Genomic DNA, 12102 nt, shown 5'->3' with positions numbered 1-12102 from the left:
AGAAGGTGGATGGTCAAATGTTTTTAATGAAAAGGAATTCTTGGTGTGTCGTTCTGGGCATAATTTGGACACTTATTTTTGCAGGAATGAGCTTTTATTGGGCAATGGGTGGCTTAATGGGGGTTAGATCTTTAGGTGGTTCCATTTACGAGATGTCCTTAAACCCTTCGCCCTCATTTATGGCCATCGTTTGGCTTACTGGTTTCATTAAATTATTCGGTGTCATCTTCCTTTTAATGCTGATTATTCGTTGGAAAAAACAAATCATGAACAGAATGCTTTATTACACGGCAAAAATTGGAGGGGCATTTTTGTTCTTGTACGGGTTTCTAAATTTCATCACAATTCTATTAAATGCATTTCATATTCTGGAATTTAACCTGGGCCCATATGCTACCTTTTGGAGACTAATCTTTTGGGAACCATACTGGATGGTTGGTGGGGTTTTTTATTTTTTTTCCGTCAAAAGAATTTAAATTGGTTCAATAATATGGCCCTAGAGTGGCAGAATGAAACTTACTAGATTTAGTTAACCGTTAAATTCACTTATTCCACCACTGGAGTTTAGTGAAAGAAGAATAAAATTTAATCTCGAGAATTTAAAGGAATTTATAGAGTTTTATAGAAAATGTTTAGAAAAATCCCTTACTTATTATAATTTACGAGGAGTATAAAGATGGAATTACAGACAGAAAGACTAAAAATTGTTCCTTGCACAGATGAATTATTATCAACGATTTCACCAGAAGATTACAAAATAGGCCCTCATATAAAGATGTTTTTGGAAAAACTTAAAGAGGATTCTACTCAATTTGGTTGGGGTGTCTGGCTAGTTATCAACAAAGAAAACAATACGATTATTGGGGATATTGGATTTAAAGGTAAACCTAATTCAGAAAATACGGTTGAAGTAGGATATGGAATCATACCTTCAGCACAAAACAAAGGCTATGCAACTGAAGCTGTAAATGAAATTATTAATTGGGCGTTTACAAATGATCATGTAGATAAAGTAGTTGCTGAGTGCCTACATGATAATATTCCATCCATTAAAGTGTTAGAAAAGTTGAAAATGAATAAAATTGGAACTGTGAATGATATGTTAAAATGGGAATTAAAAAAGGTGAGATGAAATCATTGAATTACGCTATAATTAAATTTTAAAGGGGGTGCGTACAGATGGAGAATCACGTTAGATTGTCTGGTACTTCTTTCACTCATGCAAAGCCAATTATTGAAAAGGCGATACTTTGCATGGGGCGAAACATTTAATTTTATCGCTGAAGAAGCTTTTCTAATATTTTGGCTTTGCACCTTATTTTATTCAAAATCAAATAAGGGGCGAGCAATATTGAAGTATATGAATGCAAGCAAAGTTCTACCAGAAAAGCTAATTGTCGAAATCCAAAAGTATATTCAAGGGGAAACCCTTTATATTCCTAAACAGGAAACGGAGTACCGGAAATGGGGAACTTCAAGTGGAGGAAGAGGGCTGCTGGACCGCCGAAATACCGACATTAGAAATTCTTTTATTAGTGGCAGCAGCATCCAGCAACTGGCTGACGAGTATTATCTTTCACCTGAAACGATTAAGAAAATTGTCTATTCACATAAAAAGTAGGGGAACAGCACTGGTGAAAATCCTTCATCAGTGCTGTTTTTATGTAAAAAACATTTCTAAGTCATTTTATCCATTTTTGAAGTTTCAAATATTTTTTAAAATAAGTGTAAAGAGCTTTAGCAAAATGAATGGAGATAGAAGAGATGACTGAAAAATTTATTAAAAATGAACAATTAAATTATATAAAAAAACAGATTGCTGTAATTAGGGACAGTACCAAAAAGAACGTACCCCAAAACGTTTTGGCAGCTGTGATTGACTTAGCCAATGCCAAAATTTCGGACCTATTTCCAAATGCCACTTTGGAACAACAAGAAATGTTGGATCTTTCGAGACTGAAAACAGATAAAGAGTATGAGCAATATATCCAGCATCTTTCGGACTATTTGCTGCCCTTTCCAAAAATCACCGAACAGCAATTGAAAAAAATGTTTCCGAAACAAAAAAAATTAAAGATGCCTGATTTATCAAATATAGACCACAGCCAACTGACCTATTTAAGCTGGAACGACCTAAGATCCAATAAGAAATTTATAGTATATGAGCTGGAGGGGAAAATGGTCGGCATTGAATGCGAATTTGCACCGACTAGTAAAAAAAATCTTTGTTCCTTCTGCAATTGCTTTGGTGAGGTTGCCTATTTTTCTACTGTAACAAAAGCGAAAAAATCAAAGAACCCAGATTATTACAAGTCCATTGGAAATCTTATTTGTGCCGATAGCAGAGAATGCAATAAAAATATAACCGATGTTGAATATTTAACAACTTTTCTAAAAGACTCACAAGGATTATGAATACAGCCCATTTTGCCTTTGCTCCAATAAATTAAAGTATTGAAAAATTCCCTCTAAAAATTTGAGGGAATTTTTCAGGACTTTAAATGATATTTTTTATACCAATCTACAAATTGGCCTAATCCTAATTCTAATGGTGTAGCAGGATAGAAGCCTACATCATTTTGCAAACTTGTAATATCTGCATAGGTCTCTTTAACATCTCCTGGCTGCATAGGTAATAATTCTACAATTGCTTTTTTGCCAATTAGCTTTTCTAATATCTGAATAAATACCATTAATTTTACAGGATTATTGTTGCCAATGTTATAAATCCTATAGGGTGCATAGCTTGAGCTCGGGTCAGGGTTATTTGTATCCCAATTATTATTGGATTTGGGTGGATGATCTAGTAATTTAATAATCCCTTCCACGATATCATCAATAAAAGTGAAGTCTCTGCTCATATCACCATTATTAAATACTTTTAAAGTTTTCCCATCTATAATATCTTTGGTAAAAGAATAATAGGCCATATCGGGTCTTCCCCAAGGCCCATACACTGTAAAGAAACGAAGGCCTGTGGTTGGAATATTAAATAAATGGCTATACGTATGAGCCATTAACTCGTTTGATTTTTTTGTAGCAGCATATAGACTTACGGGGTGATCGACAGAGTCTTTTGTAGAGAATGGAATGTTCGAATTTGCTCCATAAACAGAACTTGAAGATGCATAAATTAAATGTTCTACCTGATAGTGCCTGCAAGCCTCTAAAATATTTGTAAACCCCAATAAGTTTGAATGAACGTAAGAATGAGGATTGGTAAGACTATAACGGACTCCAGCTTGAGCTGCCAAATTGATTACAATATTGATCGTATTACTTTTAAATATTTGTATTAGCGATTCTTGATTTGCCAAATCTATTTTATAATATTTGAAATTAGCGTTTTTTTTCAGTATATTTAACCGATCATTCTTTAACCGAACATCGTAATATTCATTAAGATTATCTACACCGATAACATGATAATTTTCATCTAACAAACGTTTAGAAAGATGAAACCCAATAAAACCAGCCGCTCCTGTCACTAATATATTCATGGTTTTCTATTGGCTCCTTTCTTATGATCTTTCAAAAAATCAAGGTGCCATTTGTAATGCACCTTGATTTTTTTCGACGATTAGCTACATCGATTGAATTATTTAAATGATCAGTCGGTTTTTTAATGCTTCTTTTTTCGGTTACCTTTTGTGTGATTTATCATATACTCTTAATCCTTTTTACCCTTTGGTTTCACTCATCTTAAATTATATATACCCCTCATATTTTTTGATTTTATCTTTTTTGTCGTTATTCTCTTTGTTTTTATCTTTTTTGTCGTTATTCTCTTTGTTTTTATCTTTTTTGTCGTTGTTCTCTTTGTTCTTATCTTTTTTGTCGTTATTCTCTTTGTTTTTATCTTTTTTGTTGTTATTCTCTTTGTTTTTATCTTTTTTGTCTTTATCTTTTTGGTTTTTATCTTTTTTGTCTTTATCTTTTTGGTTTTTATCTTTTTTGTCTTTATCTTTTTGGTTTTTATCCTTTTTGTCTTTTTTCTTTTTGACTTTATCCTTTTTGTCCTTTTCTTTGTACTGCTTTTTCTTCTTCTTTTTCTCTTTTTCATCATTTGAATCATCTAAGGATAAATTGCTTGTTTGTTTACTACCAAGTACCTCTCCATATTTGCTATTTAGAGGAATTAAATTTGGGGGATTTTCAACTTCTGGGGCTACATATCCATCTGGCAGCGGTGCAGAAAGAGGCATTTCCAGCGTAAGCCTCCAAACTTCCATAATTTCATCTGCAACTCGAGAAAAGTTATAATTACTTATAGCGAGTTCTCTTCCTCTTTTTCCCATACTTTGCATTAATGATTTATTTGATAATATTTCAGAAATCTTTTCTGCAAAATTTGCCGGGTCTTCTGGATTTTCGACTACAAAGCCATTTTCCCCTAAATTAATTACCTCTGGGTTTCCTCCTCTTGCCGTTGTCACAATAGGAAGGCCGGCAGCCATGGCTTCGTAATGAACTCGTGCAAGTGGTTCTTGCCAAAGGGACGTACAAACAAATAAATCGGCAGCCGCAAACCAATTTTGAATTTCAGCTGGTGATACGAAGCCTGTTGTCACAACAGGAACGTCTTGTTGTTTCGCTAAAGAGCGAACATAGGCTACATAATCGGTTACTTTGTTCTGACTAAACCAATTGCTTCCTACTATAACTAAAGCTAAGTTTTTGAATTTTTTTGTAAGCAGCGGTAATGCCCGGATTAAACGATCTACTCCTTTGTTTTCGGAAAGTCTCCCGGCAAATAGGATAACGTTCTTATTTTCTAAGCCATGTTCTTTGCGAAGTCGATTTCGAATAGATTCTATTTTGGAATGATTACCAGGTAAAAACCTCTCAGAATCAACGCCTGAATAAATAGTTCGGAGCTTTGATGATGCCTGGGGATAGAGGTTTCGGATGACATTCCCCACATAGTTACTGACTGTAACGATCATTGAGACTTCATTTATTGCTGCATTTGCTTCATTTGGTTCAATTTTTTCAAGATTAAACATATCATTGTGCATGCTAAGGATAATTTTGGATTGAGGTGCCATTTTTCGAATCGGCATAACCAGACGAGGACGATTAAAAATATGAATAATGTCGAAAGAATTGGAGGCTAAAAATTGAACGATTCCTTGCTGATAGAGTGCTAATAATTTTCCTGGTACCCGGACATATTTAATTCCATCTTTGATTTCTTCATTAGGAAGCGATGGGTCCGTTATACCTAAAACAGTAATATTATAAGACCTTGCTAGGTATGGCAGACTTCCAGAAATATAGGTTTGAATGGCCCCTCCCAGGACAGGAGGTACTGGAAGTTTTTCAGTAGCGATCATTAAAATATTCATGATTTCTTATTGCTCCAATCGTTTTGAATTTCTTTTAATGCCGGCCACTTAGATTGGTCAGTATCGACAATGGTTCTAATTAGTTGAGAAGTTGTTTCATTTAAAAATATTTCTGGTTCATATAGTACTTCTTTGACATTTTTATAAAATTCATTAGGAAGTGACATATCAATCATTAAGATGTCATATAGTTCTGGACTAATTGGATGTGCTTCGTGATAAGCTTGAATCATTTCACGCATCCACGTTACATCCCATCTATATAAATCTGCCATGGTACCTGTAATCAATTTCCTTAAGTCACGTATTGGAAGATCATATGCCACTCCGTCCAGGTCAATAATCCACATACCGTTCGGTCCCATTTGCCCATTTGACCAGCCGTAATCCTGATGTACTAACCCCCAACTAGTATTTCCAAGTTTTGTTAGTTCTGGGTATTGTGACTGATTAAGTGCTTCCACACTTCTCTTTCCTTGTTCTTCAAATAGATCCACAACATTTAATAGGTCCTGACTTGCAGGCATTGAACTATATGCTTTGGCTGTTGTTCGGAACCAATCCATTTTCGTTACGATTTTTTTATAGCTTTTTGGCCATTTATACAACCTCGAAGCAATTTCAGCCCCAGCAGGAGGTAAATACCCCTGAGTTAATCGATGAAATTCACCAAGTGCATAGCAAAGTTGTTTTGCGCCTTCTAAATCCTTTGTTACAGGAGTTAGTGGTTCAATCCACTCCGCAACAAACCACAACTTTCCTCCAGCCTGTACGTAATCCTCACCGGATTTAGTGGTGATAATCGCTGGTACCCTTGCATTTTTTTCATCCACCAAATATCTTTGTGCACCAAGACTGAACATACTTCTTGTTGGTCTTCGATGGAGAAGCTTAAAGCTTTTTGGCCCTGAATTGGTCTCCAGCTTCCAGATAGCTCCACCCTTGTCAGGCTTTGTTGTGACCACTTGCATGCTATTGACTTTTAAATTGTATTGTTTCAGTACTTCCAATCCTATATCATTGATATAATCTGGAACATAAAATTCTCCATGAGTTAGTTCGTCCACTTCCCATGGTACAATTACTTGATTCTCCACTGTAGCACCGCTCCTTTTGGAGTAACTTATACTTTTACAGATTATTAACGAAAAGCTATTTGAAAAATAACAAACTTTGTTTTGACCAATTCCAGTTACTTATCATTAATATGCTTTTTGTACAAAAATGTACAAGTTAAAAGCGGATTTGAGTGTACTTCATTCAAAAAATAAATTATTTTATTAGAACGGTAATTCGCCATTTTAACAATGAGTTTGTCCCGCTATATCGGATTAGTAAAGTTGGTCAAATCATGTTGTATGTAATAACCAAGATGAGGTAATGGAGTTTTAAGAATGAATTATCCTTGTACGATCTCATCTAATAATTCCAAAAGAAAATAATTTAGTTTATAATACGGCTATCATATTTTTTTAGGGGTTATTTATGGGACTAATTTCAGGTAAAGTAATTATTATCGCTCTGTTTTTATTGATCATTACAATGATTGAAACATTAGCTTATTCAACAAGAATTTCAGGAGCAAGAGTAAGATTAATCGCCACTGCTTTATCTTTGTTTAGTACACTGGTGATTGTTTCAAGGTTTTCTACAATGATTCAACAACCTCTTACAGCAAAACTTATTGCAGAAGCACCTGATGTAAACAAATTGCACTTTATAGAGGAACAATATAGGATCTTAATAGCTGTAACCTCCATAGGGGTTTTGTTGGGGATACTTTTATTTCCGACGTTCATCAATATCTTTTCAAGAGCCATTGTTCAACTTTCAAATCAACGTGGTTCAATCATTGCGCTGTTTGTTCATCAATTCAATCGAAATGGCTTAAGAAAAGTTTTTATGTGTTTAAGGATGCCGAGATTTGCATATCTGAAGGGAATTACATTAAAAACCATTCCAAAACGGCTCTTTGTGATTAATGTCATCATTTCAGCTGTTTTTACGATTGGTGTTCTATCTTCAATTTATGCTTCAATGTTAGTTCCTAAAGATTATGCTCAGGCAGCATTGATGTCATCTGGAATTATAAATGGTATAGCAACGATTCTTTTGACATTGTTTATTGACCCCAAAGCGTCGGTGTTAGCTGATAGAGTAATGAAAAAGCAAACCGATTACATTTACTTAAAAAGCTATTCTCTGACAATGATAAGCTCTAAATTCTTGGGAACAATTGTTGCTCAACTACTATTTATCCCTGCAGCATATTATGTAGCTTGGTTTGCTAAGTGGATTTAATAGAATCGATTATATTCATTAAATTTAAAAATACTGTCTTCCTTATAGGGATACAGTATTTTTATTTTGCCTTCTATATATTGGAATAGGTATTATTTTAATATGATAGTTTAGTGGAGGATTTGAAACAGGATGCAATTTGACCAGGAGGGGTTATATGTATGGCAATTGAAAATAAATTGACTAAAAAATTATATCGACGACTGATATTGCGATATTTATTTTTTGGAAGTAAAAGCAGTTTGTTTATCCTTCTACTATATATCATGTGGTGGAGAATTCTGTACACCATTACAAAAATAGGACAAATGAAAACAAATATTCCGATTTTTTTAGGTATCAGCTTTCTGCTATTATTAATGTTTATCCATATTATTGTTACTTATCGTAAGCTAGTGAAAAGAGAGATAAACGAAGATTTAAAAATTGTTAAGCCTGTTCATCCAAACTTTTGGAAATGGACGGTTATTCTCTTTTCATTGGTTACGATGGTTGGAGGATATTATGTTGGCTCGAATGCTGTCAATTTTAACGGGGCATTAGCCTGGAAAATCCAGGAGTTGAAAACAGAGACACGAGTCAAGCTAGAGAATGATAATTTTTACGCAGCAAAGCTAGATGGAATACTGGATTCTGTAAAAGAGAAGATGGAGCTGGAACCGTATTTAATGACCAATGATTTAAAAATAGACTTTGAAAAGGATGGGACAATCACAGACATTTATATGTATGTTTATGGGTTTGACCAAGACCGGAAACTACAATCAGGATATTTAATTTATTTTGATAAAACAAAGAGCAATAAGGTTAAGATCCATAAACAAGATTGGCATGGGGAAGGAACAACGGTTTATGATCCGAACAACGATTTATCGATTGTTATCAATATGCTAAAATGGATACCCGTTAAAGATGAAGTAAAACGGTGGAATGAAGAGCATTATGCTGTCATGTATAAAGGAATAAGAAACTGGGGGATTATTCGGGAGGGGATTCGCTATATGGATGAAAAAGGTAAGGTTATTCCTTCCATATCTGCTCCAGGAAACTCGGGACCAACCATCTCCTTATACGTTCCAGGCAAGGAGGATATGATTACTCCACAGCGTTATATCTATAAACCATTTTTTCATGAAGAGTAAGTTTATATTTGAATGAAGGATGAATTCCATTGAAAACAACGAAAAGTAGGTTAATAATTTTTAGTTCTATATTAATTGTTCTCTTCATTATCTTTCAACTGTTTAATGGGGATCATGAAAATCCCAATACGAAACCAGTCGAAGTAAAAAAGGAAGATATAAATATTAAACTCCCTTATACAATTCAAGTAGAAGAAAGTGATCAAAAACCAGAAACGATTGCTTACCGAATCTGGTTTGATTTCATGAATCAGTTAGAGAGTGAAGGTGCGATTGCGAGTAAGAGCTTTACTAGATTTACGAAGTTATCGGGAGATGAGAACTATTTTATAGCGGCGGTTGTGTTTCAAGTTCAGTTACCTGAAGGAACACCAAAAATCGATTACGGTTGGGGAAAGATGCAGGATGACCGAGTCGTTCCTAATATCGTTTGGAAACTAAGCATCAAAAAGGAAGAAAATTTAACGTACACATTAACAAATATTGAAAGAATAACCGATACGCAAATTGGGCTGCCACCTGTTCAAATGATGGAAGAATATCGAAAGAAAGCCGGAATCGAGGAACCCTCGAAAAGCATAAAGTATGAGATTAAGGATGATAAGCTTAGGGTCACTTATGATGGTGGTGAAAAATGGAGAGTAGTTCCTGTTGCGGTTGAAAATTTATTAAGCAGTGGACTGGGCGGTACGGACCAACAATTAATGAATGGCAGCTATGTGATTACACCGGAGATAACTGCGTTTGTACTTAACAAGGGGTTGACGGTTCTGGTTAGTCGGGATAAAGGGAAATCCTGGAATGAAGTGTTGGTTTCGGACCAGCTGCCATCTTTGAGGCTGCGATTACTGGGGTTCACATCGGACAAGGATGGCTTTCTTATCGTGACAGGTGATAAAACGATGAGTTGGGAGGCACACTTTGTATTTAAAACAAACGATGGCGGAGAGACCTGGTACAACGCCGGATCTGTTAAGGATGTCTATTCCTTAGTGACAGACGGAGGGTTTATTGACGATCAATTAGGGTTCATCTCCTTTGGTGAATTACGATATGAAGCACAGCCGCCAATTCCAAATCTATATCGGACAATCGATGGTGGAGCAAACTGGGAACGTGTAGAGGTTCCGATACCGGAAGAATATCAGGGATACTTCACAATAGCAGAGATTCCTACCTTTCACGGAACGGAGGGAACTTTGTTAGTGAATCAAGGTCCACAAGGTGATTATTTGGGTGGAAAGGTATTGGCAAAGTTCACCTCACAGGATCAAGGGAAGACATGGTCTTTCGCTGGTTTAGTCGATCCGGATGGGGTACTTCGTGATAGAAAAAATTAAATAGTAAAGGTTTTATGGAGGATTTCTTTGTCATGAGGAATGCTCTTTTTTTTGAAATTATCATTATGCGACAGTAACAACGGCTTATGCGACAGTAACAGCAGATTATACGACAGTAGACCTTTCTCAATAAAATAGTCGATTTCAAAGTTTGGTATCTTTGTCCAGTAAATACAAAATATTCGGAACTTTCAACAACAAGTTTAGCGTTTGATACCAATTGTTGTAGAAATATTACTATGCTATTCTACTTGTAAGCGCTTTCGATATAGGTAAAACAAAACGTCGTTTTGTTATTTTTTTGCCTTTGGAACCTAGTTTCCAAAGGTCTTTAAATAACTATAATTATCTGAATTGTATGAATAGTTTGTTTGATAGTCGATTTGTAAACAAGGGGGTAATACTAGGTGGAAGTCCAACAAAAAGCCGAAAATACGATAGAAACGAAGAAAGTCAGTTACTCGGACGTAAAGAAAGTTGTTTTTGGAGCAGGCATGGGGAATTTAATTGAATGGTTTGATTACGCTTCATACGGATATCTAGCAACTGTCATCGCTGCAGTCTTCTTTGCCCCCGGGAACGATCGAGCCGCATTGCTAGGTACATTCGGGGTGTTTGCCATCTCTTTCATAGCAAGGCCAATAGGGGGAATCGTTTGGGGACATTTTGGTGACAAGCTTGGGCGAAAGCGGATCTTGACTCTTACGATCATCATGATGTCACTTGGGACATTTCTAATTGGGCTAATTCCCAGCTATGCTACGATAGGAATGGCCGCACCCGCGTTACTTCTTCTCTGCCGTCTTGTTCAAGGTTTTTCGGCATCGGGTGAATATGCTGGAGCTTCCTTGTTTATTGCCGAATATGCCCCGAGTTCACGCCGGGGACTACTTGTCAGTGTTGTGCCGGCGAGTACCGCTGCAGGACTGTTAATAGGGGCTTTGACCGCGGCAGGTCTTGAATTCTCTCTAAATCAGGATGCTTTGCACAGCTGGGGATGGCGTATTCCCTTTCTTGTATCAGGACCTCTAGGTTTAATCGCCTTGTATTTGCGGACGAGAGTTGAAGAAACGCCTGCTTTTAAAGAGATGGACCATGAAAAGCCCCAGGATCCTGTTTTCGAGAGCATTCGTCAGAACTGGAGAAAGATCATTGTTGCTTTCGGAGTAATCTGCCTCAATGCCGTTGGTTTTTATACTATTCTTAGCTACATGCCCACCTACCTTACTAATGAGTTGGGCTTTGACAGTGTTAAATCAATTCTGTCGACCATCGCTTCACTTGGAACTTATGTAATTTTTCTACCTATTGTTGGTACACTTGCAGATCGCATAGGAAGGAAGCCAGTGTTGATTGGAGCCAGTTTATTGTTTATTTTGTTTTCCTATCCGGCCTTCATGCTTCTTCCTTTGGGAGGAGTATACGCCGTGTTAGCACAGATCTTCCTTGGGGCTATATTGGCCGGAAATGATGGTGTGCTCGCCACGTTCTTATCAGAGATGTTCCCAACCTCTGTACGCTTTACGTGCTTTGGATTGTCTTTCAACTTGGGTAACGCCATCTTTGGCGGAACTGCACCATTCATTGCTACATTTCTCATTCTTCAAACAAACAACAAATTTGCACCTGCCTTCTACTTAATCGCCGCTTCCTTAATAGCATTTATTGCTTTGTTAAAAACCAAGGAAACGGCGAACAAGTCTCTATAATGATGAGGGAAAGAAGGGCATCCATTTTCGTGGCTGCCCCCCAATAATATGAATCTTTGACCACCATACCATTTCTACTGATTTAGGTTGATACGACGGCTTATACCGTCGTATTTTTTTGTTTGAGTAAAATATGTATCAATGATTATTACGCTAGCAGATAGTCTATATAAGAAGGAAGGTCTAGGTACTTGTTCTCATTAAGAAGAAATTGGAAAATATTATAATAAGTTTAAAGAATTCAATATTTTCTTTTGTAAAA

Annotated in this window: 11 protein-coding genes; 8 read left to right on the top strand and 3 right to left on the bottom strand. The window is 36.2% G+C overall.

Annotated features, from left to right (window positions below):
- Positions 1 to 17: 17 nt before the first annotated feature.
- The 4 genes from QNN06_RS18880 to QNN06_RS18865 all read left to right on the top strand — a co-directional run bounded on the left by QNN06_RS18880 (position 18) and on the right by QNN06_RS18865 (position 2415).
- Positions 18 to 476, top strand: coding sequence for a DUF3995 domain-containing protein (locus QNN06_RS18880; RefSeq protein ID WP_249366790.1), 459 nt, complete (start codon positions 18 to 20; stop codon positions 474 to 476).
- 200 nt (positions 477 to 676) lie between these two features.
- Positions 677 to 1132, top strand: a complete 456-nt coding sequence (locus tag QNN06_RS18875) for a GNAT family N-acetyltransferase (protein ID WP_213119294.1) — start codon at positions 677 to 679, stop codon at positions 1130 to 1132.
- 219 nt (positions 1133 to 1351) lie between these two features.
- Positions 1352 to 1621, top strand: a complete 270-nt coding sequence (locus tag QNN06_RS18870; protein WP_213119295.1) for a CD3324 family protein — start codon at positions 1352 to 1354, stop codon at positions 1619 to 1621.
- 143 nt (positions 1622 to 1764) lie between these two features.
- Complete coding sequence (locus QNN06_RS18865) at positions 1765 to 2415, top strand: FusB/FusC family EF-G-binding protein (protein ID WP_284035727.1); 651 nt, start codon at positions 1765 to 1767, stop codon at positions 2413 to 2415.
- Between the two features lie 74 nt (positions 2416 to 2489).
- Here the strand turns inward: QNN06_RS18865 and QNN06_RS18860 are convergent, their stop codons facing one another.
- From QNN06_RS18860 to QNN06_RS18850, 3 genes are all read right to left on the bottom strand, one after another.
- Entirely contained in the window at positions 2490 to 3500 is a 1011-nt protein-coding gene (locus QNN06_RS18860; protein WP_284035726.1) for an NAD-dependent epimerase, read from the bottom strand.
- Between the two features lie 207 nt (positions 3501 to 3707).
- Positions 3708 to 5348, bottom strand: a complete 1641-nt coding sequence (locus tag QNN06_RS18855) for a glycosyltransferase family 4 protein (protein ID WP_284035725.1) — start codon at positions 5346 to 5348, stop codon at positions 3708 to 3710.
- Positions 5345 to 6445 (bottom strand): CotS family spore coat protein, encoded by a 1101-nt coding sequence (locus QNN06_RS18850; protein WP_213119300.1) that lies wholly within the window; start codon positions 6443 to 6445, stop codon positions 5345 to 5347. Before QNN06_RS18850 ends, QNN06_RS18855 begins: the two co-directional genes overlap by 4 nt.
- A gap of 388 nt (positions 6446 to 6833) precedes the next feature.
- On the opposite strand from QNN06_RS18850, the gene QNN06_RS18845 reads away from it, so the two are divergent.
- The 4 genes from QNN06_RS18845 to QNN06_RS18830 all read left to right on the top strand — a co-directional run bounded on the left by QNN06_RS18845 (position 6834) and on the right by QNN06_RS18830 (position 11840).
- Positions 6834 to 7649 carry a lipid II flippase Amj family protein gene (locus tag QNN06_RS18845; protein WP_213119301.1) on the top strand — a complete coding sequence of 272 codons (816 nt, stop codon included), beginning with the start codon at positions 6834 to 6836 and terminating at the stop codon, positions 7647 to 7649.
- 161 nt (positions 7650 to 7810) lie between these two features.
- On the top strand, positions 7811 to 8791 hold the full coding sequence (locus QNN06_RS18840) for a hypothetical protein (RefSeq protein ID WP_217036499.1): 981 nt from the start codon (positions 7811 to 7813) through the stop codon (positions 8789 to 8791).
- 29 nt (positions 8792 to 8820) lie between these two features.
- A complete protein-coding gene (locus QNN06_RS18835; protein ID WP_217036501.1) occupies positions 8821 to 10131 on the top strand; it encodes a WD40/YVTN/BNR-like repeat-containing protein in 1311 nt (436 codons plus the stop codon).
- Positions 10132 to 10538: 407 nt separating this feature from the next.
- Positions 10539 to 11840, top strand: a complete 1302-nt coding sequence (locus tag QNN06_RS18830) for an MFS transporter (protein ID WP_217036503.1) — start codon at positions 10539 to 10541, stop codon at positions 11838 to 11840.
- The last annotated feature ends 262 nt before the right edge of the window (positions 11841 to 12102 follow it).

This window comes from Neobacillus sp. 114, assembly GCF_030127045.1.
Taxonomy (GTDB): domain Bacteria; phylum Bacillota; class Bacilli; order Bacillales; family Cytobacillaceae; genus Neobacillus; species Neobacillus rhizophilus.
This window is presented reverse-complemented; position numbering and strand designations above follow the sequence as displayed.

Bases quoted from the DNA above. Each gene is read 5' to 3' on its own strand.
- QNN06_RS18880 (WP_249366790.1), top strand. From the start codon at position 18: ATGTTTTTAATGAAAAGGAATTCTTGGTGTGTCGTTCTGGGCATAATT.
- QNN06_RS18875 (WP_213119294.1), top strand. From the start codon at position 677: ATGGAATTACAGACAGAAAGACTAAAAATTGTTCCTTGCACAGATGAA.
- QNN06_RS18865 (WP_284035727.1), top strand. From the start codon at position 1,765: ATGACTGAAAAATTTATTAAAAATGAACAATTAAATTATATAAAAAAA.
- QNN06_RS18860 (WP_284035726.1), bottom strand. From the start codon at position 3,500: ATGAATATATTAGTGACAGGAGCGGCTGGTTTTATTGGGTTTCATCTT.
- QNN06_RS18855 (WP_284035725.1), bottom strand. From the start codon at position 5,348: ATGAATATTTTAATGATCGCTACTGAAAAACTTCCAGTACCTCCTGTC.
- QNN06_RS18845 (WP_213119301.1), top strand. From the start codon at position 6,834: ATGGGACTAATTTCAGGTAAAGTAATTATTATCGCTCTGTTTTTATTG.
- QNN06_RS18840 (WP_217036499.1), top strand. From the start codon at position 7,811: ATGGCAATTGAAAATAAATTGACTAAAAAATTATATCGACGACTGATA.